20 protein-coding genes are annotated in these 21226 nt (G+C 76.5%); 8 read left to right on the top strand and 12 right to left on the bottom strand.

Going from position 1 to position 21226, the window contains the following annotated elements; all coding sequences use genetic code 11:
- Window positions 1-24: 24 nt before the first annotated feature.
- Window positions 25-1245, bottom strand: a complete 1221-nt coding sequence (locus ACI8AB_RS10640) for a substrate-binding domain-containing protein (protein ID WP_456950110.1) — start codon at window positions 1243-1245, stop codon at window positions 25-27.
- A gap of 201 nt (window positions 1246-1446) precedes the next feature.
- Between ACI8AB_RS10640 and ACI8AB_RS10635 the strand changes: the two genes are divergently transcribed.
- A complete protein-coding gene (locus ACI8AB_RS10635; RefSeq protein WP_456950109.1) occupies window positions 1447-2286 on the top strand; it encodes a tyrosine-protein phosphatase in 840 nt (279 codons plus the stop codon).
- A 53-nt stretch (window positions 2287-2339) separates the two neighbouring features.
- Here ACI8AB_RS10635 and ACI8AB_RS10630 read toward each other — a convergent pair whose 3' ends face one another.
- From ACI8AB_RS10630 to ACI8AB_RS10620, 3 genes are all read right to left on the bottom strand, one after another.
- On the bottom strand, window positions 2340-4430 hold the full coding sequence (locus ACI8AB_RS10630; RefSeq protein WP_456950108.1) for a diguanylate cyclase domain-containing protein: 2091 nt from the start codon (window positions 4428-4430) through the stop codon (window positions 2340-2342).
- Window positions 4431-4586: 156 nt separating this feature from the next.
- Window positions 4587-4739: a hypothetical protein gene (locus ACI8AB_RS10625; RefSeq protein ID WP_456935246.1), complete on the bottom strand. Its 153-nt coding sequence runs from the start codon at window positions 4737-4739 to the stop codon at window positions 4587-4589.
- A 174-nt stretch (window positions 4740-4913) separates the two neighbouring features.
- Window positions 4914-6599, bottom strand: coding sequence for a putative PEP-binding protein (locus ACI8AB_RS10620; RefSeq protein ID WP_456950107.1), 1686 nt, complete (start codon window positions 6597-6599; stop codon window positions 4914-4916).
- 193 nt (window positions 6600-6792) lie between these two features.
- Between ACI8AB_RS10620 and ACI8AB_RS10615 the strand changes: the two genes are divergently transcribed.
- From ACI8AB_RS10615 to ACI8AB_RS10600, 4 genes are read left to right on the top strand one after another with little or no spacing between them, the layout of a single operon-like run.
- Window positions 6793-7560 carry a DeoR/GlpR family DNA-binding transcription regulator gene (locus ACI8AB_RS10615; RefSeq protein ID WP_456950106.1) on the top strand — a complete coding sequence of 256 codons (768 nt, stop codon included), beginning with the start codon at window positions 6793-6795 and terminating at the stop codon, window positions 7558-7560.
- Complete coding sequence (locus tag ACI8AB_RS10610) at window positions 7557-8567, top strand: 1-phosphofructokinase family hexose kinase (RefSeq protein ID WP_456950105.1); 1011 nt, start codon at window positions 7557-7559, stop codon at window positions 8565-8567. Before ACI8AB_RS10615 ends, ACI8AB_RS10610 begins: the two co-directional genes overlap by 4 nt.
- Window positions 8568-8585: 18 nt before the next feature.
- Window positions 8586-10751 (top strand): PTS fructose transporter subunit IIABC, encoded by a 2166-nt coding sequence (locus tag ACI8AB_RS10605; protein WP_456950104.1) that lies wholly within the window; start codon window positions 8586-8588, stop codon window positions 10749-10751.
- Between the two features lie 52 nt (window positions 10752-10803).
- Window positions 10804-11064, top strand: coding sequence for an HPr family phosphocarrier protein (locus ACI8AB_RS10600; protein ID WP_387991904.1), 261 nt, complete (start codon window positions 10804-10806; stop codon window positions 11062-11064).
- A gap of 66 nt (window positions 11065-11130) precedes the next feature.
- On the opposite strand, the gene ACI8AB_RS10595 is transcribed toward ACI8AB_RS10600, so the two are convergent.
- From ACI8AB_RS10595 to ACI8AB_RS10580, 4 genes are all read right to left on the bottom strand, one after another.
- Window positions 11131-11598, bottom strand: a complete 468-nt coding sequence (locus ACI8AB_RS10595) for an SRPBCC family protein (RefSeq protein WP_387992170.1) — start codon at window positions 11596-11598, stop codon at window positions 11131-11133.
- Window positions 11599-11676: 78 nt separating this feature from the next.
- Window positions 11677-12843, bottom strand: coding sequence for an AGE family epimerase/isomerase (locus tag ACI8AB_RS10590; RefSeq protein WP_456950103.1), 1167 nt, complete (start codon window positions 12841-12843; stop codon window positions 11677-11679).
- Window positions 12844-12862: 19 nt separating this feature from the next.
- On the bottom strand, window positions 12863-13528 hold the full coding sequence (locus tag ACI8AB_RS10585) for a response regulator (protein ID WP_387992175.1): 666 nt from the start codon (window positions 13526-13528) through the stop codon (window positions 12863-12865).
- The gene (locus ACI8AB_RS10580; RefSeq protein WP_456950102.1) at window positions 13525-14709 is read right to left on the bottom strand and encodes a sensor histidine kinase; all 1185 of its coding nucleotides are present in this window, start codon (window positions 14707-14709) and stop codon (window positions 13525-13527) included. The genes ACI8AB_RS10585 and ACI8AB_RS10580 overlap by 4 nt, the downstream gene beginning before the upstream one ends.
- A 198-nt stretch (window positions 14710-14907) precedes the next feature.
- On the opposite strand from ACI8AB_RS10580, the gene ACI8AB_RS10575 reads away from it, so the two are divergent.
- Window positions 14908-15471 carry a hypothetical protein gene (locus ACI8AB_RS10575; protein WP_456950101.1) on the top strand — a complete coding sequence of 188 codons (564 nt, stop codon included), beginning with the start codon at window positions 14908-14910 and terminating at the stop codon, window positions 15469-15471.
- A 56-nt stretch (window positions 15472-15527) separates the two neighbouring features.
- Here ACI8AB_RS10575 and ACI8AB_RS10570 read toward each other — a convergent pair whose 3' ends face one another.
- From ACI8AB_RS10570 to pdhA, 3 genes are read right to left on the bottom strand one after another with little or no spacing between them, the layout of a single operon-like run.
- Window positions 15528-17006: a dihydrolipoamide acetyltransferase family protein gene (locus ACI8AB_RS10570; protein WP_456950100.1), complete on the bottom strand. Its 1479-nt coding sequence runs from the start codon at window positions 17004-17006 to the stop codon at window positions 15528-15530.
- Window positions 17006-17986 (bottom strand): alpha-ketoacid dehydrogenase subunit beta, encoded by a 981-nt coding sequence (locus tag ACI8AB_RS10565; RefSeq protein WP_456950099.1) that lies wholly within the window; start codon window positions 17984-17986, stop codon window positions 17006-17008. Before ACI8AB_RS10565 ends, ACI8AB_RS10570 begins: the two co-directional genes overlap by 1 nt.
- Window positions 17986-19125 carry a pyruvate dehydrogenase (acetyl-transferring) E1 component subunit alpha gene (gene pdhA, locus ACI8AB_RS10560; protein WP_456950098.1) on the bottom strand — a complete coding sequence of 380 codons (1140 nt, stop codon included), beginning with the start codon at window positions 19123-19125 and terminating at the stop codon, window positions 17986-17988. The genes ACI8AB_RS10565 and pdhA overlap by 1 nt, the downstream gene beginning before the upstream one ends.
- A gap of 216 nt (window positions 19126-19341) precedes the next feature.
- Here pdhA and ACI8AB_RS10555 point away from each other — a divergent pair, with 216 nt between their 5' ends.
- Window positions 19342-19842 carry an Lrp/AsnC family transcriptional regulator gene (locus ACI8AB_RS10555; RefSeq protein WP_387992192.1) on the top strand — a complete coding sequence of 167 codons (501 nt, stop codon included), beginning with the start codon at window positions 19342-19344 and terminating at the stop codon, window positions 19840-19842.
- Window positions 19843-19879: 37 nt separating this feature from the next.
- Entirely contained in the window at window positions 19880-20941 is a 1062-nt protein-coding gene (locus tag ACI8AB_RS10550) for a M42 family metallopeptidase (protein ID WP_456950097.1), read from the top strand.
- Here the strand turns inward: ACI8AB_RS10550 and ACI8AB_RS10545 are convergent.
- A complete protein-coding gene (locus tag ACI8AB_RS10545; protein ID WP_456950096.1) occupies window positions 20934-21185 on the bottom strand; it encodes a DUF3253 domain-containing protein in 252 nt (83 codons plus the stop codon). The two genes, ACI8AB_RS10550 and ACI8AB_RS10545, sit on opposite strands and share 8 nt — an antisense overlap.
- Window positions 21186-21226: the final 41 nt, after the last annotated feature.

Below are 21226 nucleotides of genomic sequence, written 5' to 3'. Positions count from 1 at the left end.
CCGGTCCTCGCGGGAGCGCCCGGGTCAGGAGGTGGCGACCGGCGGCGCGGTGGCCTCCGGGTCGAGGGTCTCGACGAGCACCGGGACCAGCTCGTCGCCCTGCTGCTCCAGGCGGGCCTGGAACATCGGCTGCAGGAGCGCGTGGTCCTCCTCGCGGATGGTCAGCTCGCCCTTGACGCCGTCGAACTGCCAGCCCTCGAGTGCGTCCACCATGGCGCCGACGTCGTCGCCGCCCTCCTGGAGCGCGTGCACGACCATCTGCGCGGCGGTGAAGCCGTCCGGGGTGAACAGGTCGACCGTGCCGCCGGCCTCCTCGACCCGCTCGGTCATCGCCTGGCTGACCTCGTTGTCGACGGCCTCGGCGAAGAAGTGCGACAGGTAGTCGATCTGCGTGGCCTGCGCGCCGTAGGTGGCGTAGCTGGCGCGGATGTCCAGGCCGGTGACGACGGTGGTGGAGTCGAGCACGCCCTGCTGGCCCATCGCCTGCCACATGGCCGGCGCGGTCTCCCCGGCCCAGGCGACGAAGACCAGGTCGGCGCCGGCGTCGCGGGCCTGGGAGGCGAACGGCGTGAAGTCGGTGGCGCTGGCCGGCACCAGCAGCGGGGTGACCGTGGCCCCGGCCCCGCCGAGGACGGCGGTGACGGCGCCGACGTTGGCCTGGCCGAAGGCGCTGTCCTGGGCGAAGACCAGCACGGTCTTGCCCTGCGCGTCGCCGATGAACGACTGCGCGGTGAGGATGTCCTGGTAGGTCTGCCGGCCCGACCGGAAGGTGTTGTCGTTGACGCCGGTCACCGCGTCGGTGGCGGCCGGCCCGGAGATGAACAGGACGTCGTTCTGCTCGGCCAGCGGCGCGACCTGGGTGGCCACGCCCGAGGCGGTGGACCCGGCGAGCACCTGCACGCCCTGGCCGATGAGGTCGGTGGCCTCGGCGACGGCCTTGGCGGGGTCGCCGGCGTCGTCGCGCTCGACGATCTCGATCGGCCGGCCGTCGACCTCGCCGGTGCCGTCGGTGGCGTAGTCCAGGCCGGCCTCGAAGCCCTGCAGGTACTGCTCGCCGTAGGTGGCCAGCGGCCCGGTGGAGGAGAAGACGAGCCCGACCCGGATCGGCTCGCCCTCGCCGCCGCCGTCCCCGCCGCTCCCGCCCGACGAGGCGGCGGTGGGGCTGCCGCAGGCGGCGACCGACAGGGCCAGCGCGGCGCCCGTGGCGAGGACGGCGGTCCGGGACCGGTGGCGGGGACGCGACATGGCGAGCTCCTCGGTGTGTGCGGCGGTGCACGGTTGCTGCTCCGGACGGTCCCGTCCGGCGTGGTCTGGACCACACCGTAGGGAGCCCGTCACGGACTGCCCATGTCGGTGACCTCCACAGCCACACCCGTCCCTGTGGTGAGCGAGCACACCCCTCCAGGCGGCACGGGACGTTCACCACGGGCCCGTACCGTCGGACGGGTGACCTCGACCTCCGATGACGTGCGCACCGACCGCTGGCTGCGGCTCGACGGGACGACGAACACGCGAGACCTGGGCGGCCTGCCCACCACCGACGGCGGCGTGACGGCGTTCGGCCGCGTGCTGCGCAGCGACAACCTGCAGACCCTCAGCGACGAGGACGTGCGGCGGCTGCTCGAGGACCTGCGCCTGAGCGACGTGATCGACCTGCGCACCACCGCCGAGGTGCTGCTCGAGGGCCGCGGCCCGCTGCGCGCGGTCGCCGAGGTCACGCACCGGCACCTCAGCCTGCTGCCCGAGCGGGGCCACCACACCGACGTGTTCGCCGTCGAGGAGGACGAGGTCCCCGACCTGCCGGCCGACTGGGCCGAGACGGTGCTGCCGCGGCAGACCACGGAGGCCGACGAGGTCGAGCCGCCGGCGGTGCGCTCCTACCTCGGCTACCTGCACCACCGCCCGGAGAACGTGCTGGCGGCGCTGCGGGCGATCGCGGCCAGCGACGGCGCGGCGGTCGTGCACTGCGCCGCGGGCAAGGACCGCACCGGCGTCGTCGCCATGTTCTGCCTGGCCGTGGCCGGGGTGCCCGACGAGGAGATCGTCGCCGACTACGCGCTGACCGCCGAGGTCATCGAGGCCCTGGTGGCGAAGCTGCGCCGGTCGCCGACGTACGCCGACGACATGACCCGCCGCGACGTCGCCAGCCACACGCCGCGGGCGGCGACCATGCGCCGGCTGCTGGAGATCCTGGGCGAGCGGCACGGCGGGCCGCTGGGCTGGCTCGACGAGCACGGCTTCGGCGCCGCCGAGCAGGCCGCGCTGCGCGCCAAGCTCCGCGACTGAGGGAGGCCCCGCCGCCCCGCAGAGGGGCCGAGGTGCTCGCCGGACGAGGCCGCCTAGTCCGCCGACCGCGGGGCCGGGGCCGCCGGGCGGTCGCGGTGCTTGTGCCGGTACATGGCGGCGTCGGCCTCCTGCAGCAGCCGCTCGGCGTCGCCGCCGGGGCCGGTGTGCACGGCGACGCCGGTGCTCGTGCCGACCGCCGCGGGGACGCCGTCGAGACGGAACGGCTCGGTGAAGGCCGCCGCCACCCGGCGGACGACGGCCTCGGCGTCGGCCGGTGCGGCCAGCCGGGGCAGCAGGACGGCGAACTCGTCGCCGCTGAGCCGGCCGACGGTGTCGCCGGGGCGCACCGCGGCCCGCAGCCGGGCCGACACCTGGCGCAGCAGCTCGTCGCCGGCGGCGTGGCCGAAGGTGTCGTTGACCGCCTTGAACCGGTCGAGGTCGCAGAACAGCACGCCGACGGAGCCGGTGGGGGCGACGGCGGCCAGCGCCGCGGCCAGCCGGTCGCGGAAGAGGACCCGGTTGGGAAGCCCGGTGAGCGCGTCGTGGGTGGCCTGGTGCCGGACGGTCTCCAGCAGCCGGGCCTTCTGCAGCGCGGTGGACGCCTGGTCGCCGACACCGCGCAGCCGGGCGAGGACGTCGGCGTCGAGGGCCTGGCTGACCTCGCCGTCGGCCCAGCTGGCGGTGACCACGCCGAGGAAGCTGGTGCCGGCGAGCAGCGGGACGGCGACGACGTCGGTGAGGTGCATCGCGGCGAGCAGGTCGCGCATCGGGGCGCTGGCGCCGGTCGCGCCGATCACGCGGGGCTCCCGGTCGGTGAGGATGCCGAAGACCTCCGGCACGTCCCCGGCCCGCAGGGCCGCCGACCGCAGGACCTCCTCCTGCTCCGGGGACAGCCCGGCGCAGGACTCCGCCCGCAGCACGCCGCCGGCCGGGTCCCAGAGCAGGACGCCGGAGCTGCCGCAGCCGACGATGCCGGGCAGGGCCTCGGCGACGACGGCGCACACCTCCGGCGCCTCACCGGCCTGGGCCAGGCCGTGCGCCAGCTCCAGGAGGGCGCCGGCCCGGCGGGCCTCCAGCCGGCTGTCCTCGAGGGCCAGCACGAGGTCGAGGGCGGCCGCGGCGTGGCCGGCGTAGGCGGCGAGCATGGCCCGCTCGTCGCCGAGGCCGCCGTCGCCGGGGCGGTGGAGGGCGGCCAGCCGGCCGTGGGTCCGGCGGGCGGAGGCGACGTCGACGGTCACCGCGCCGGGGCCCAGGTCCTCGCCGGCGAGCAGCCGCGCGACCAGCGGCGGCACCTCCGCGGGCGCCAGGCCCGAGCTGTGCACGAGCGGGGCGCCGCCGCGCGGGGAGGAGACGGCGAGCAGGTAGGCGGGGGCGAGGACGGCGGCCGCCGCGCGCTCCACGATCCGCCGCAGGACGGTCTCGAGGTCACCGCCCTCGACCAGGTCGGTGGCCGCCGACTGCAGGCTGCGGACCTGCTGGCGCAGCGCGACGAGCTCAGGGTCGGCCGCGTCCGCGCCGCGGCGCCGGCGCGGCCACCGGCCGCGGCGCTCCCAGGTCAGGTGGTAGACGCAGGCCTCGCCGCCGGAGGACTCGCACTCCTCGTGGACGACGGCGGCCGGGGCCAGGCCGAAGATGGTCGGCACCATGCTGATCAGCCCGCGCGCGTAGTCGCAGTCCAGCCGCGAGTGGGCGTAGCCCTCGTGCAGCCGGTAGCGCAGCGTCGCGGACGTGGCGTCGGAGCGCACCACCTCCATCGTCGAGGTGGTGGTGAAGTTGGCGACCGCGCGCGGCAGTCGGGCGAACACCTGCCGCGGTGAGCCCATGGCCCGCACGAGGACGACGACGCTCGGGTTCATGCCGGTCCGCAGGGACTCCGCCCCGATGCGGAACATCACGCCGGGGTCGCCCAGCACCTCGGTGGCCGCGGTGAACAGGCGGATGCGGGTGTCGTAGCTGGTCCAGGTGGAGGGCCGGGACAGCTCGTCGGCCGTGAACGGCACGCCCGCGCGGCGCAGGACCTCCTCGGCCGCGTCGTCGCCGGCGTGCTGGCGGACGAAGGCGAGGACCAGCCCGGTGGTCGCACCCGACGTCTCACGGGCCTCCACCGGGGGAACGGGCCCGTCCGCGGGTCCTGCTGCGCTCACGCCGGGACGATCGGCACGCGGGGCCGTCGGGTTGAGCGGGACGGCGCGGTCCCGGACGCCGCTCCCCCGTCCGGGGGTGCCCCGGACAGCAGTCGGCCCCGGGCTGCGGAGGCAGACCGGGGCCGTGCGGGTACGCCGCGGGGAGCGGCCGGGCGCTCAGAAGCCGCGCGTGTGGAACGAGTTGCTGTTGGCCATGGTGAGCAGCTCGTCGCGCATCGCCGGGCTGCTGCTGCGGGCGAGGGCCCGGTCGATGGCCCGCCGCGTGCGAGCCGCCTGCCGACGCTGCCGCCAGGTGGTCCCGATGGACATGTCCGTGTCTCCTCTTCGGTGCTCTCGTCGTCGTGCACCTGTAGTAAAGCAGGTGACGCCCTGAGTATTCCGAAGGATCGCAGGGTGTGTCAGGAGATGTCCGACGATCGTTCACCCGGGAGGGTGGGATCGGTCACCAGGTGACGGGGTCGCGGACACCCGCGCGCGGTGTCGTCAGGCGCGGGCGAGCACCGCCCGGGCGGCGGCGCGGCCGGCCCGCGGGTCGTCGGCGGCCAGCGCCGCGGCCGCGGCCTCCCGGCAGGCGGCGAGGTCCACCGTGGCCAGCCGCGCCCCGACCCCGGCGACGGCGGAGCCGGCGCAGGACAGCGAGGTGACGCCGAGGCCGACGAGGACGCAGGCGAGCAGCGGGTCGGCCGCCGCCTCGCCGCAGACGCCGACCGGCTTGCCCGCCCGCCGGCCCGCGGCCGCGGTCAGCTCGACCAGTGCCAGCAGCGCCGGCTGCCACGGGTCGGTGAGGTCAGCCAGGTCCGCGGAGAGCCGGTCGGCGGCCAGCGCGTACTGCGACAGGTCGTTGGTGCCGATGGACAGGAAGTCGACGTGCCGGAGCACGCGGTCGGCCAGCAGCGCCGCCGAGGGCACCTCGACCATGACGCCGGGCACCAGCCCGCGCTCGCGCACCCGGGCGGCGAAGTCCGCGGCCTCGCCCTCGGTGGCGACCATCGGCGCCATCACCCAGGGCGTGGCGCCGGTGCGGCGGGCGGCCTCGGCGACGGCGTCGAGCTGGCGGTCGAGCAGGCCGGGGTCACGGCGGGCCACCCGCAGGCCGCGGACGCCGAGCGCGGGGTTGGCCTCCTCCGGCGGGGTCGCGAACTCCAGCGGCTTGTCCGAGCCGGCGTCGAGGGTGCGCAGGACGACCCGGCGGCCGGCCGCGGCCTCGAGGACGTCGGCGTAGCCGCTCGCCTGCTCCTCGACGGTCGGCTCGGCGGCCCGGCCGAGGAAGGCGAGCTCGGTGCGGAACAGGCCGACGCCCTCGGCGTGTGCGGCCAGCGCCGCCCGGGTGCCGTCCCCGTCCTGCACGTTGGCCAGCACGGGGACCGGGACGCCGTCGCGCGTGGCGGCCGGCCCCTGGTAGCCGGCCAGGGCCTCGGCCGCGCGGCGGGCGGCCTCGAGCTGGCCGGCGGCGACCGCCGGGTCGGGGTCGACGGTGACGGTGCCCTCCTCGGCGTCGAGCAGCACGGTCGCGCCGGCGGGGACGGCGTCCAGCCCCTCCACCGCGACGACGAGGGGCAGGCCCAGCTGCCGGGCGATGATCGCGGTGTGGCTGGTGGTCCCGCCCAGGCGGGTGGCCAGCCCGACGATGCGGGCGGGGTCGAGGCCGGCGGTGTCGGCGGGCGCGAGGTCGTCGGCGAGCAGGACCGACGGCCGCTCGGGCGCGGGGACGCCGGGCTCGCCCTGGCCGGTCAGCTCGGCGACGACGCGGTCGCGGACGTCGCGCACGTCGGTCACCCGCTCGGCCATGACGCCGCCCAGCGAGGTGAAGACGTCGACGAACTGCTGCGCGGCCTGCACCGCCGCCACCGCGGCGGGGACGCCGGCGCCGATCCGCTGCTCCACCGCGCCCAGCAGCCCGCGGTCGCGGGCCATGCCGGCGGTCGCCGACAGGACCTCCGCGGTCATCCCCGTGGCCGCCGCGGCGCGGTCGGCCAGGCGGCCCGCGACGGCCTCGGCCGCCGCGGTGAAGCGCGCCCGCTCCTCCTCGCGGGCGGACTCCGGCAGCTCGTCGAACGCCTCGGCGGGCAGCCGGACGGCACCGGAGGGCCGGACGACGGGACCGAGGACCACGCCGGGGACGACCGGGGTCCCGGTGAGCACGGTGCTGGCGGCGGCGGTGGTGGACATGCGGACCTCGCGTCGGTCGGAGGGATGTCGGTCGGGGACCTCGTCGTCCGTCGGTGACCACAATCACGAAAGCGTGTTGACTTGTCAACGTAACCAACGTACAACCACAGAGACACAAGCCCGTTCCCACATGTTCGGGCACCGCTGCCGGCCTCCCGAGGACGCCGGGGACGACGACCGAGGGGGTCGACGGGTGTACGCCGAGGAACGGCAGCAGGCGATCGCCACGCTGGTCGTCGAGCAGGGGCGGATCGCGGTCACCGCGGTGGCCGAGCAGTTCGGGGTCACCACCGAGACGGTGCGCCGGGACCTCGCCGTCCTCGAGCGGGCCGGTGTCCTGCGGCGCGTGCACGGCGGTGCGGTCCCCGCCGGGTCGCTGACGCTCATGGAGACGGCGCTGGCCGAGCGCAACGCCACCCGCGCCGAGGCCAAGCGGAAGATCGCCTCGGTGGCGCTGGACCTGCTGCCCGGCCGCGGCGGCAGCCTGCTGCTCGACGGCGGCAGCACCACCGCCGCGCTGGCCGAGGTGCTGCCGGTCGACCGGTCGCTGTTCGTGGCCACCAACGCGGTGCCGATCGCCGCCCGGCTGGCGAACGCGCCGGGCGTGACGCTGCACCTGCTCGGCGGCCGCGTCCGCGGGCTCACCCAGTGCGCGGTCGGCGAGACGCCGGTGCGGGCGCTGGCCGAGCTGCGGGTCGACGTCGCCTTCCTCGGCACCAACGGCATCACCCCCGGCCACGGCCTGACCACCCCGGACGAGGCCGAGGCCTCGGTGAAGCGGGCGATGGTGCGGGCCGGGCAGCGGGTGGTCGTGCTGGCCGACAGCAGCAAGCTCGGCCGCGAGCACCTGGTCCGCTTCGCCTCCCTCGACGACGTCGACGTCGTCGTCACCGACGACGGCGCCGACCCCGCGGTCCTCGACGAGCTGGACGCCGCGGGCGTCGAGGTCGTGGTCGCGTGAGCGGGGGGCGGGTCGTCACGCTGACGGCGAACCCCAGCCTGGACCGGACGCTGGCCCTCCCCGGCGCGCTGGCCCGCGGCGAGGTCGCCCGCCTGGGCGCGAGCTCCACCGAGCCCGGCGGCAAGGGCGTCAACGTCGCCCGCGCGCTGGCGGCCGCCGGCGCCGACGTCCTCGCCGTCGTGCCCGCCGACCCCACCGACCCGCTGGTGACCGCGCTGCACGCGCTGCGCCTGCCGCTGGTCACCGTCCCCACCGGCGCCCCGGTGCGCACCAACTACTCGCTCACCGAGCCCGACGGCACCACCACCAAGCTCAACGAGCCCGGCACCCCGCTGGACGCCGGCCTGCGCGCCGCGCTCGCCGCCGCCGTGGCCGCGGCCGCCGCGGGCGCCGACTGGGTGGTGCTGTCCGGCTCGCTGCCGCCCGGCACGCCCGAGGACTGGTACGCCGAGCTGGTCCGCGCCGTCCGCGGCACCGGCGCCCGGGTCGCCGTCGACACCTCCGAGGCGCCGCTGCGGGCGCTGCTCGCCGCGGGCGCCGCGTCCGCGCCGGACCTGCTCAAGCCCAACGCCGAGGAGCTGGCGCAGGTCACCGGCACGACCGAGGCCGCGCTGCTCGCCGACCCCGCCGTCCTCCTCGCGGCGGTGCAGGCCCTGCACGCCGGCGGCGTCGGCGAGGTGCTGCTGACCCTGGGCGGTGCCGGCGCGGTGCTGTCCACGGCCGACGGCGTGTGGTCGGCGCGCGCGCCGCGGATCGCCGTCCGCAGCACCGTCGGCGCCGGCGACTCGAGCCTGGCCGGCCACCTGCTGGCCGACCTGGCCGGCGCCCCGCCCGCCGAGCGGCTGCGCCGCGCGGTCGCCACCGGCTCGGCCGCCGCCGCGCTGCCGGGCTCCGCCGTCCCCACGCCGGAGCAGGTCCACCCGGACGCCGTCGAGGTGTCCCCCGGCCTGCCCGGCACCCCTCCCCTCCCCGAGCCCGTCCCGGCCGCCGGCCGCGACGTCCCCTGACGCCCCGGAAGGTCCGTCATGTCCGCACTCATCACGCCCGAGCTGGTCGTCCTCGACGCCGACCTCGGCTCCGACAAGGCCGCGGTCGTCCGCCGGCTGGCCGGCCTGGTGGCCGACGCCGGCCGGGCCACCGGCGCCGAGGCGCTCGCCGGTGACGCGCTCGCCCGCGAGGCGCAGGCCGCCACGGGCCTGCCCGGCGGCATCGCCATCCCGCACTGCCGGTCGGCCGCGGTGACCCAGGCGTCGCTGGCCTTCGCCCGGCTGACACCGGGGGTCGACTTCGGCGCCGCGGACGGCGCGGCCGACCTGGTCTTCCTGATCGCCGCGCCCGCCGCCGGCGACGCCGACCACCTCACCCTGCTCTCGGCGCTGGCCCGCGCGCTGGTCCGGCCGGACTTCGTGGCCTCCCTGCGGGCCGCGGGCTCGGCGGAGGACGTCGTCCGGCTGGTCGAGGAGGTCGTCTCCCCGCAGCCGGCGGCCGGGGCGACCGCGTCCCCCTCGGTCCCGGCCCCCGCCACCGCGCCGGCCGCCGCGGCGCCGTCGGCCGCTCCCGCCGACGCTCCTGCCGCCGCCCCGGCCGCGCGGCGGAAGCTGGTCGCCGTCAGCGCCTGCCCGACCGGGATCGCGCACACCTACATGGCCGCCGACAAGCTCACCGCCGCGGCGCAGGCCGCCGGCGTCGACCTGGTGGTCGAGACCCAGGGCTCCTCGGGCTCCACCCCGCTGGACCCGGCGGTGGTCCGCGACGCCGAGGCGGTGATCTTCGCGGTCGACGTCGGGGTGAAGGACCGGGAGCGCTTCGCCGGCAAGCCCGTCATCCAGTCGGGGACCAAGCGGGCGATCAACGAGCCCGAGGTCATGATCCGCGAGGCGCTCGCCGCCGCCGAGGACCCGAACGCCCACCGGGTGCCGGGTGGCGGCGCCGCGGCTGCCGCACCGTCCGGAGGCGGGGGCGGGGGCAAGCTGAGCGCCGGTGCGGAGGTCCGCCGCTGGCTGCTCACCGGTGTGAGCTACATGATCCCGTTCGTCGCGGCCGGCGGTCTGCTCATCGCCCTGGGCTTCCTGCTCGCGGGATACCCGGTGGCGCTGACCAACCCGGACTCCGGCAACTCCTGGGCCAAGGACTGGGTGCTCAACAACTCCCTGTTCGACCTGCCCACGAGCACGGTCACGGACCTGAACGGCGGCCTCAGCGGCTACCTCGGCGCGATGCTGTTCTTCATCGGCTCGCTCGCCTTCTCGCTGTTCATCCCCGCTCTCGCCGGCTACATCGCCTACGCCATCGCCGACCGGCCGGGCCTGGCCCCGGGCTTCATCACCGGCCTGGTCGCCGTCCAGGTCAACGCGGGCTTCCTCGGCGCGCTCATCGGCGGCGTGATCGCCGGCTTCGCCGCCCGGTGGCTGAGCCGCCTGAAGGTCGGGCGGATCGTCCGCGGCCTGATGCCGGTCGTCGTCATCCCGCTGCTGGCCACCCTGTTCGCCAGCGGTCTCATGGTCCTGGTCCTCGGGCGCCCGCTCGCCGCCGCGATCACCGGCCTGACCGACTGGCTCAACGGCCTGTCCGGCACGTCGGCGGTCCTGCTCGGGATCCTGCTGGGGCTGATGATGGCCTTCGACATGGGCGGACCGGTCAACAAGGCCGCGTACGCCTTCGCCACCGCCGGCCTGTCGAGCTACATCTCCGACCCGGGCGAGAACACCGGCCCGCTGGTGATCATGGCGACGGTCATGGGCGCCGGCATGGTGCCGCCCATCGCGCTCTCCCTGGCCAGCGTCGTCCGCCCGAAGCTGTTCACCCCTGCCGAGCAGGAGCAGGGCAAGGCCGCGTGGCTGCTGGGCCTGGCGTTCATCACCGAGGGCGCCATCCCCTTCGCGGCGGCCGACCCGCTGCGGGTCATCCCGTCGATCATGATCGGCTCGGCGACCACCGGCGCGATCGTGGCGGCGGCCGGAGTGCAGGCCCAGGCTCCGCACGGTGGGATCGTGGTGTTCTTCGCGATCAACGGCGTGCTCATGTGGCTGCTCGCCATCGCGATCGGCGCCGTCGTCGGCGCCATCGCCGTGATCATCGCCAAGAGCATCGGCCACCCCAAGGCCGAGGCCGTCCCCGAGGACGCCGTCGACCTGGCGCACGCCCACACCGCGGCGCCCGCCGCGACCGTCGACGCGCCCACGCGCGCCTGACACGGCAGGCTCGACCCCACCACCCACCCCGAGCAGCGAGGACATCCATCCCATGCCCAGTCAGACCGTCACCGTCGGCTCCCGGGTCGGCCTGCACGCCCGCCCCGCCGCGCTCATCGCGGAGGCCGTGGGCAAGGCCGGCGTCCCGGTCACCCTGGCCACCCCCGGAGGCAACCCCGTCGACGCCGGGTCGCCGTTGATGATCATGACGCTCGGTGCCCAGAAGGGCGCCGAGGTCACCGTGACCAGCGACGACGCCTCGGTGGTCGAGCACATCGCCGGCCTGGTGGCCCAGGACCTCGACGCCGAGTAGCCGACCGGCACGCACACGACGGCGCCCGTCCCCTCCGGCCGGAGGGGACGGGCGCCGTCGTGTGCGCTACTGCTGGTCCGGGCGCGGGACGTCGCCGCGCCAGGCACCGGTCTCGGTGCCGCGGCTCTCGATGAACTCCTTGAACCGCTGGGCGTCGGCCTTGACCTGGCGGTCGTCGAAGCCGAGCGCGGCGCCGGCCTTCTCGATGACGCCCTGCGGCTCCCAGTCGATCTGGATCATGACCCGGGTCTTGTTGTCGTCGAGGCGGTGGAAGGTCACGACGCCGGCGTGCTTGGCCTCGCCGCCGGTGCTGGCCCAGGCCACCCGCTCCTCGGGGTGCTGCTCGGTGATCTCGGCGTCGAACTCGCGCTTGACGCCGTCGATGTTGGTGACCCAGTGGGTGAGCGTGTCGTTCACCTGGGTGATGCGCTCGACCCCGCCCATGAACTGCGGGAAGGACTCGAACTGCGTCCACTGGTCGTAGGCGACACGGATGGGGACGTCGACGTCGACGGATTCCTGCACGCTGGCCACGGGAACGTTCCTCCTTGCTCGGGACTCGTTGCGGTCACCGCAGGCCTACCCATGCCCGCCGGAGTGGACACACCGAGGTCAGCGCAGTGCCGCGGCCACGCTCCCCCGCACCGGGGCGCCCTCGAGCAGCAGCATCTGCGCCAGGTGGTAGGCGTCCGGCTGCCCGGCCCAGGTGCCCGTGGCCACCTCGCCCGACGGTGTGAGCTCGTGGTGCCAGTTGCCGGTGGCGGGGTCGGCGAAGCGCTCCTCGCCGTGCGCCCGCCAGGCCGCGGCCAGGTCGGCGTAGCGGTCCTCGCCGGTGACCGCGCCGAGCACGGTGGCCGCCGCCACCGCCTCGCACAGCACCCAGTGCATCCGCGCGGTCACCACCGGCCGGTCGTCCCAGTCCAGCGTGTACGGGAAGCCCGGCTGCCCGTCCGCGGCCCAGCCCCGGCCGGCCGCCGCCTCGAACAGCCCGACCGCGTCGTCGAGCAGCCAGGCCGGCGCGCCGTCGCCCAGCGCCGCGCGCAGGTGCAGGCACAGCCGCGACCACTCGAACTGGTGCCCGACGGTGACCCCGTAGGGCCGGAACGGGTCGGCCGGGCGGTCCCGGTTGTGCTCGGGCAGCGGCGTCCAGGCGGCGTCGTAGTGCTCGGGCAGCCGCCAGTCCCGCTCGCGGGCCCAGCCGTGCACGATCCGCTCCGTGCTGCGCAGCGCGTGCTGCCGCAGCCGGGGGGCCTCCGCACCGCCGAGGGCGTCGGCCGCGGCGAGGGTCGCCTCGACGCCGTGCATGTTGGCGTTGGCGCCGCGGTAGTCCGACAGCCGGGACCAGTCCGCGGTCCACTCCTCGACGGCGAGGCCCGCGTCGTCGTCCCAGAAGTGCCGGTCCCACACCGCCAGCGCCTCGTCGAGCAGCGCCGGGCCCCCGTCGACGCCCGCGGCGGTGGAGGTCGCGCCCGCGAGCACGGCGAAGGCGTGCACGTACGCGCTCTTCGTGCCGTCGTCCTCCGCCGCCCGCCAGCCGCCGTCCGTGCCGTCGTGCAGGGGCCCCTCGCGCAGCGCCGTGAGGCCGTGACGGGCCAGTTCCTCCGCGCCCGGCCGGTCCAGCAGGTGCGCCAGCGCGAAGACGTGGGTCATCCGCGCGACGATCCAGGTCTGCTGCGGGCGGCCGGGCACGAGGGCGCCGTCGGCGCCGAGGTAGCCGAACCCGCCCTCGGGCACCCGGGCGCGGGCGGCGGCGGCGAGCAGCCGGTCGAGGTCGGTCACCGGCGCACGGTAGCGCCGTTCAGCCGCCGGGGCGGACGAGTCCGGTCTCGTAGGCGCGCACGACCGCCTGCACCCGGTCGCGCACGCCGAGCTTGGCCAGCAGGCGGGTGACGTGCGCCTTGACCGTGGCCTCGGTGACGACGAGCGTGCCGGCGATCTCGGCGTTGGACAGCCCCCGCGCGACGAGCAGCCACACCTCCCGCTCCCGCGGGCTGAGGTCGGCGGCGGGGTCCGGCCCGGTCGCCGGCGCCGGCGCGCGCAGGTGCCGCTCGACGAGCCGGCGGGTGACGGCGGGGGCGAGCAGCGCGTCGCCGTCGGCGACGGTGCGCACGGCGTCGACCAGCCGGCCGGGCGGCGCGTCCTTGAGCAGGAACCCGGCGGCGCCCGCCTCCAGCGCCCGGAAGACGTACTCGTCGAGGTCGAAGGTGGTGAGCACGAGCACCTGCGGGCCGGCCGGGTCGCGGCGCAGCCGGCGGGTGGCCTCGATGCCGTCCAGGCGCGGCATGCGCACGTCCATCACCACGACGTCGGGCCGCACCCGCAGCGCCACCTCGACCGCCTCCACGCCGTCGGCGGCCTCCCCGGCCACCTCGACGTCGCCCGCCTCGAGCAGGCCGGTGATGCCCGACCGGACCAGCGCGTGGTCGTCGGCCACGACGACCCGCAGCCGCCGCGGCGCCGTCACGACGGCCCCACCGGGAGGACCGCGCGGACCAGCCAGCCGCCGTCCGGCTCCGGACCCACGGCCAGCGACCCGCCGTACACGCGGACCCGCTCGCGCATGCCCGGGATGCCGTAGCCGCCGGAGCTCAGGCCGGACGGCGCCGGCGGCGCGTCCCCGGTCGCCGCGCGGCGACCGTGGTCGCGGACCGCCACCGTGAGCTCGTCCCCGGTGCGGCCGACGGTGACGGCGGTCCGGGCGCCCGGCGCGTGCCGCAGGACGTTGGTGAGGGACTCCTGCACGATCCGGTAGACGGCCAGGGAGGGCCCGTCGGGCACGGTCCCCGCGACGTCCACGGTGAGCGACACGTCCAGGCCGGCGCCGCGCGCCTCGTCGACCAGGTCCGGCAGCCGCTCGATGCCCGGCTGCGGCAGGTAGACGGCCTCGCCCTCGCGCAGGACGTCGAGCAGGTGGCGCATCTCCGCCATGGCCTCGGTGGCGGTGCGGCGCGCCGTGCCGATGTGGTCGCGGGCGCGGTCCGGGTCGCGGCCGACGAACAGTTCCGCGGCGCCGGTCTGCAGCACGACGACCGACACGGCGTGCGCGACGACGTCGTGCAGCTCCCGGGCGATGCGGGCCCGCTCCTGCGCCACGGCCCGGTCGGCCGCGGCGGCCGAGCCGGCCTCGGCGCGCAGGGCGGCCAGCGCCCGGTGGTGGACGACGCGCCCGCCGGTCCAGGCGCCGGCGACGAAGAAGAACAGCAGGACCAGCGCGCGGGGACGGGACGCCTCGACGCCGAAGTAGCCGAGCTGCCCCGCCGCCGCCATGGCGGCCACCGGCAGCGCGCCCAGGCCCACGGCCGCGGGCAGGGAGCGGACGTGCACGGCGACGGTGAAGGCGGCCAGCAGCAGGCTCGGGAAGGGCGTGAAGGTCGCCGCCGTCTCCGCGGTCGCCGCGTGCAGGACGAGCGCGGCCGCGACCACGGCGGTCACCGAGCCGGGGAACCGGCGGCGCACCGCCAGCGGGAGGGTCGACACCAGGACGAACAGCGCGCCCGGGACCGGCGCCAGGCCGGGTGAGAGGACCACCTCGACCAGCCCCCACACGGCCAGGCCGGCGGCGACCGCCAGGTCCAGCCCGCTGGTCCAGCGGGGCACCGCCGCCGCCGCGACCGCGGGGTGCCGGGCGGCCTCGGCGGTCGTCACGGCACGGGAACCTACGGGTCCCGGAGCCGGCCGCGCGTCCCCCGGAAGGCGACACGGGGGTTCGACCGAGGTCGACACCGCGGTCGCGACCCGCCGCCGCCGGATGTGGACCGCAGGCCGACGCCGGCGTGCCCCGGCCGTTCCTAGCGTCCTCGGCGACCGCCTGACCAGGCGTCCCCACCGAGCCGAGGAGCCCTCGTGACCACCACGCTGCCCACCCCCGCCCCCGCCGCGACCCGGCCCCGGGCCGGCACCCGGGCCGGCGCCGCCGCCCTCGTCGCCGCCGGCATCTCGGTCGCCGTCGGCGTCACCCAGCTGCTCCACCCGCAGGACACCGACCCGGCGATCGAGCCGCGCACCGCCGCCATCCTCGTCGGCACGGCCGTGATGCTCTGGGCGCTGCCGGTCCTCCACCTGCACCTCGCCGCGCTGGCCGGCACCCGCTGGCCGGCCATCGCGGCCTCCACCGGGACGGTGCTGCTCAGCGGCGGCATGCTGTCCAGCGTCGTCAACGGCGAGGACCTGGCCTTCTTCCCCGCCGTGGCGCTGGTGGCCAACGCGCTGTGGTTCCTCGGCTCGGTCGCCCTGGCCGTCGGCCTGTGGCGCTCGGGGCGGGTGTCCCGCCCGCTGGTCGCGCTGCTGCCGCTGGTGACGCCGGTCTTCCTGTTCCTGTCCCAGACGGGCGGGGGTGTGCCGGTGGGCGCCTACCTCGCCGTCGTCGGCTGGCTGCTGCTGCGCGGGCAGCTCGACCGCCGCGCCTGAGCCGGGGTCGAGGGCCTGCCGACCGGTGTCGGCAGGCCCTCGGCCCGTGCCCGGGGTCAGAACGCGAGCGCCAGCCCGGGGTCGGCCAGGAGCGCGCCGACGTCGGCGAGGAACCGGCTGCCGAGCTCGCCGTCGATGATCCGGTGGTCGAACGACAGCGCCAGCTGCGTCACCTGCCGGACGGCGACCCTGCCCTTGTGCACCCAGGGCATCTCGCGGACCGCGCCGAAGGCCAGGATCGCCGACTCGCCGGGGTTGAGGATCGGCGTCCCGGTGTCGACGCCGAACACCCCGACGTTGGTGATCGTGATCGTCCCGCCGGTCATGTCCGCCGGCGCGGTCCGCCCCGCCCGCGCCGTCTCGGTGAGCTCGGTGAGCGCCCCGGCGAGCTCGGCCAGCGACAGCCGCCCGGCGTCCTTGACGTTGGGCACGACCAGCCCGCGCGGGGTGGCCGCGGCGATGCCGAGGTTGACCTGCCCGTGGACGACGATCTCCTGCGCCGCCTCGTCCCACGAGCTGTTCACCATCGGGTGGCGCTGCGCCGCGAGCAGCAGCGCCTTCGCCACGAACAGCAGCGGGCTGACCTTGACCCCGGCGAACTCCGGGCGGGCGGCGACCCGCGCGCGCAGCTTCATCGTCCGGGTGACGTCGACGGTCAGGAACTCCGTGACGTGCGGCGCGGTGAACGCGCTGGCCACCATCGCCGCCGCCGTCGCCTTGCGCACGCCCTTGACCGGGATCCGCTGGTCGCCGGCGGCGGGGGCCACGGGCGCGGGCGCCGTGGCGAGGGCCGACGGCGCGCTCGCGGCGGCGGTGACGTCCTCCCGGGTGATGACGCCGCCGGCCCCGCTGCCGGTGAGCGCGGCGAGGTCGACGCCGAGGTCGCGGGCGAGCTTGCGCACCGGCGGCTTGGCCAGCGGGCGCACCGATCCCCGGCCGGGCGCGGCCGGCCGGGACGGGGCGGCCGCCTCGGCGCGGGCGTGCGCCTCGGCCTGCCGGCCCACCTCGAGGCCGCCGTGCCGCACGGGCTTGACCGTGGCGTCGGGGGCGGTGGCCAGCAGCGGCGGCCGCTCGAGGTCATCGGCCGCCCGGGAGTGGTCGGCGCCGGCGGGCGCGGGCGCGGCGGCGTGCACGGCGGGCGCCGACCGGCGCGGGCGCCGGCGGGCCTCGGTGTTGCGCGGCCCGTAGCCGACGAGCACCGCCGTCCGCCCGCCCGGGGCGGCCCCGCCGATCAGCCCGGCCCCGGCCTCCCCGCCGTCCGCGGGAGCCGCGGGGGCGGGGGCGTCCTCGCCGCCGACGTCGATCGTGATGATCGGCGTGCCGACGTCGACGGTCGTGCCCGCCTCGTGCAGCAGCTCGGTCACCGTGCCGGCGTACGGCGAGGGCAGCTCGACGGCGGCCTTGGCGGTCTCCACCTCGCACAGCGGCTGGTTGACCGTGACGGTGTCGCCCACGGCCACCAGCCACTGCAGGATCTCGCCGTCGGTCAGCCCCTCCCCGACGTCGGGGAGCCTGAACTGGCGCAGCTGCCCCATCAGGACGCCACCACCCGGTCGACGGCGTCGAGCACGCGGTCGAGGTCGGGGAGGTACTCCTCCTCCAGCTTCGACGGCGGGTAGGGGGTGTCGTAGCCGCCGACCCGCAGCACCGGCGCCTCCAGCGAGTAGAAGCACTCCTCGGTGATCCGCGCGGCGATCTCCGCGCCGAGGCCGAGGGTCACCGGCGCCTCGTGGACGACGACGCAGCGGCCGGTGCGGCGCACCGACTCGAACACCGGGTCCAGGTCCAGCGGCGAGAGGGTGCGCAGGTCGACGACCTCCAGCGAGCGGCCCTCCTCGGCGGCGGCGTCGGCGGCCTGCAGCGCCGTCTTCACCATCGGGCCGTAGGCCAGCACCGTGACGTCGTCGCCGCCGCGGACCACCCGGGAGGCGAACAGCGGGTCGGGCGTGGCGTCGGTGTCGACCTCGGCCTTCTCCCAGTACCGCCGCTTGGGCTCGAGGAAGACGACCGGGTCGGGGTGGGCGATCGCCTGCTGGATGCCCCAGTAGGCGTCGACCGGGTTGCTGACCGCGACCACCTTGAGCCCGGGGGTGTGCGCGAAGTACGCCTCGGGGCTCTCGCTGTGGTGCTCGACGGCGCCGATGCCGCCGCCGAACGGGATGCGGATGACGATCGGCACGGCCAGCTTCCCGCGGGAGCGGGCGTGGATCTTCGCGACCTGGGTGACGATCTGGTTGTAGGCGGGGAAGACGAACCCGTCGAACTGGATCTCGCAGACCGGCCGGTAGCCGCGCATGGCCAGGCCGACGGCGGTGCCGAGGATGCCGGCCTCGGCCAGCGGGGTGTCGACGACGCGGTCCTCGCCGAAGTCCTTCTGCAGGCCGTCGGTGATGCGGAAGACGCCGCCGAGGCGGCCGATGTCCTCCCCCATGAGCACGACCTTGGCGTCGTCCTCCATGGCGCGGCGCAGGCCGAGGTTGAGGGCCTTGCCGATGGTGAGCGTCTCGGTGCCCATCAGGAACCCGCCCCCTCGAAGCTCGCCTGGTAGGCCTCGAAGGCCGCCTGCTGCGCCGCCAGGTGCGGCGTCTGCTCCGCGTACACCCGGTCGAACATCGCCGTGCCCGGCGGGTCGGGCATCTCCAGCGTGCCCTTCCGGATCCGCCCGGCCAGCTCGTCGGCCTCGGCCTCGACGGCGTCGAAGAACGCCTGGTCGGCGGTGCCGCTGCGGGACAGGTGCGCCTTCACCCGCGCGATCGGGTCGCGCAGCTTCCACTCCTCCAGCTCGCTGGCCAGCCGGTAGCGGGTGGGGTCGTCGGAGGTGGTGTGGGCGCCCATCCGGTAGGTGAACGCCTCGACGAACGTCGGGCCCTGGCCCTCGCGGGCGGCCTGCAGGGCGGCCCGGGTGACGGCGAGGACGGCGAGGACGTCGTTGCCGTCGACGCGGACGCCGGGGAAGCCGAAGCCGGCCGCGCGCTGGTACAGCGGGACGCGGGACTGCCGCTCCAGCGGCACGCTGATGGCGTACTGGTTGTTCTGGCAGAAGAAGACGACCGGGGCCGAGAAGCTGGCCGCCCAGATCATCGCCTCGTTGACCTCGCCCTGGCTGGTGGCGCCGTCGCCGAGGAAGGCGAGCGTGGCGGTCTCCGCGCCGTCGCGTTGCAGGCCCATCGCGTAGCCGGTGGCGTGCAGGGTCTGCGCACCGATGACGACGGTGTAGAGGTTGAAGCCGGTGGCCACCGGGTCCCAGCCGCCGTTGTCGACGCCGCGGAACAGGCTGATGACGTGCAGCGGGTCGACGCCGCGCACCCAGGCGACGCCGTGCTCACGGTAGGTGGGGAAGGCCATGTCGTCGGCGGCCATCGCGCGGCCGGCGCCGATCTGCGCGGCCTCCTGGCCCAGCAGCGAGGCCCAGATGCCGAGCTCGCCCTGGCGCTGCAGGGCGGTGGCCTCGACGTCCCAGCGGCGGACCAGCACGAGGTCGCGGTAGAGCCCGCGCAGCTCCTCGTCGCCGATCTCGAGGGGGTAGTCGGGGTGCTCGACCCGCTCGCCCTCGGGGGTCAGCAGCTGCACCAGGTCCGGTTGCTGGGGCAGGTGCGGCGCCGCTGCCCCGGGTACCGGGTCCACCGCCTCCGTGGTCACGCTCGGCACGCTCACGCGCTCCTCCTCGCCGTCGGCCGCGGCTGCCGGGGTCGCCGGCCGGTCGCGGTGCTGGACGTCCTGTGTGCGCCGGGGTGTGGCGGCACTCACACATCGTGGCACGACCGACCCCGTCCGGAGGAGATCACCCCTCTCCCGGATTGCGCAAGGTCGGGACGGCGGACTGCGCAGGATGACAACTGATAGGACGTCCGAACGTGTCAGACTGAGCAGATGCCGCCCGGTCCGGACCGTCTGGACGCCACCGACGCCCGCCTGGTGCAGGCGCTGACCGACGACCCCCGCGCCACGGTCATGGCCCTGTCCCAGCGGCTGGGGCTGGCGCGCAACACCGTGCAGGCGCGGCTGGCCCGGCTGGAGTCCGGCGGCTTCCTGGCGCCGTTCGACGCCCGGGTGCGGCCCGAGGCGCTCGGCTACCGGCTCGGCGCCTACGTGACCGTGCAGGTCGTGCAGCGCAGCCTCGAGGAGGTCGCGGCCGCGCTCGCGGCGCTGCCGGAGGTGCTCGAGGTGACGGCGCTGTCCGGGGCCGCCGACCTGCTCGTGCGCGTGGTCGCGGTCGACGCCGACGACCTGTGGCGGCTCACCGAGCAGGTGCTCGCGGTCCCCGGTGTGGAGCGCACCGACACCGCGCTCGCGCTGCGCCGCTACGTCGACCACCGGGTCGCCCCGCTGCTGGAGCGGGCTGCGGGGGCGGACCCGGCGCCGGGCGGGTAGGACGGGTCGGACCGCCGTCGCCGCCCCGAGGAGCCCCGTGGCCACCCCGCTGCCCGACCTGCTCGACGAGCTGCTGCGCACCTACGGCCCCTGCGGGGAGGAGCAGGCGGTGCGCGACCTCGTCCGCCGGGAGCTCGAGCCGCTGGCCGACGAGGTGTCGGTGGACGCCGCGGGCAACCTGGTCGCGCTCCTGCACGGGCGGGACCGGTCGGCCCCGGCCGTCCGCGTCATGGCGCACCTGGACGAGCTGTCGATGATGGTCAAGCGGGTCGAGCCCGACGGCACGCTGCGGGTGAGCTCGCTGGGCGTCATGTACCCGGGCAACTTCGGCCTGGGCCCGGTCGCCGTCCTCGGCCGGCGGGAGACGCTCACCGGCGTGCTCACCCTCGGCTCGGAGCACACGACCACCGACAGCCCGCGGATCTGGGAGACCAAGCCGGACCAGGGCGACAAGGCCATGGACTGGTCGCACGTGTACGTCTTCACCGGGCGCCCGGCCGACGAGCTGGCCGCGGCCGGCGTGCACCCCGGCACCCGGGTGTGCGTGCACGCCGACCGGCGCGGGCTCACCCGCTTCGGCGACTTCGTCGGCGGCTACTTCCTCGACGACCGCGCCGCGCTGACCGCCCTCGTCGGCGCCGCCCGGCTGCTGCGCGGGCGCCCGCACGGCGACGTGCACCTGGTCGCGACCACCAGCGAGGAGATGGGCGGCATCGGCGCCTCCTACGCCGCCCGCACCCTGCCCGGCGACCTCACCGTCGCCCTCGACGTCGGCCCGGCGGAGGCCGAGTACCAGGTCACCGTCGACGGCGGCCCCGTGGTCGCCTACGCCGACGACGCGGTCGTCTACGACCGGGCCGTCGCCGACGCGCTGGTCGACACCGGCCGCGAGCTCGGCGTGGACCCGCAGACGGCGGTGTGGCAGTCCTTCGACTCCGACGCCTCGCAGGCGAAGGCCTCGGGCCAGACGGCGCGGGCGGCGCTGCTCAGCCTGCCCACGCTGAGCACGCACGGGTACGAGGTGCTGCACACCGGCACCGTCGACCGGACCGCCCGGCTGCTCGCCGCCTTCCTCGCCCGCCCGCTGCCGGTCAGCTGACCCGGCGGACGCGCACCGGGCCGCGGGCGGTGGCGACGTCGACCACCGCGCCGCGCTGGGTCACCTCGACCTCGCCCCGCCGTGCGAGCCGGCCCGCGGCGGCGCGGGCCTGCGGCATCAGGTCGCGCCAGCCCTCCGGGTCGACCGCGCGGGCCGCCTCCGACGGGCAGATCGTGGCGCCCGGTGCGCGGGCGTCGAGCAGCGCGTCGATGGCCCGCTCGAGGGCCGCGCCGGCGTCGTCCACTCCCCCAGGATGCGCCCGTTTGCCCTGGTGAGCGCGGCGGG

The sequence above is a fragment of the Geodermatophilus sp. SYSU D00698 genome (assembly GCF_054050335.1).
Note: the sequence above shows the minus strand (reverse complement) of the source record. Positions and strands in the feature narration are given on the sequence as shown.

What these genes read in the sequence shown, in the direction of transcription:
- ACI8AB_RS10640 (WP_456950110.1), bottom strand. Translation starts at nt 1,245, where the DNA reads ATGTCGCGTCCCCGCCACCGGTCCCGGACCGCCGTCCTCGCCACGGGC.
- ACI8AB_RS10625 (WP_456935246.1), bottom strand. Translation starts at nt 4,739, where the DNA reads ATGTCCATCGGGACCACCTGGCGGCAGCGTCGGCAGGCGGCTCGCACG.
- ACI8AB_RS10620 (WP_456950107.1), bottom strand. Translation starts at nt 6,599, where the DNA reads ATGTCCACCACCGCCGCCGCCAGCACCGTGCTCACCGGGACCCCGGTC.
- ACI8AB_RS10605 (WP_456950104.1), top strand. Translation starts at nt 8,586, where the DNA reads ATGTCCGCACTCATCACGCCCGAGCTGGTCGTCCTCGACGCCGACCTC.
- ACI8AB_RS10600 (WP_387991904.1), top strand. Translation starts at nt 10,804, where the DNA reads ATGCCCAGTCAGACCGTCACCGTCGGCTCCCGGGTCGGCCTGCACGCC.
- ACI8AB_RS10570 (WP_456950100.1), bottom strand. Translation starts at nt 17,006, where the DNA reads ATGGGGCAGCTGCGCCAGTTCAGGCTCCCCGACGTCGGGGAGGGGCTG.
- ACI8AB_RS10565 (WP_456950099.1), bottom strand. Translation starts at nt 17,986, where the DNA reads ATGGGCACCGAGACGCTCACCATCGGCAAGGCCCTCAACCTCGGCCTG.
- ACI8AB_RS10555 (WP_387992192.1), top strand. Translation starts at nt 19,342, where the DNA reads ATGCCGCCCGGTCCGGACCGTCTGGACGCCACCGACGCCCGCCTGGTG.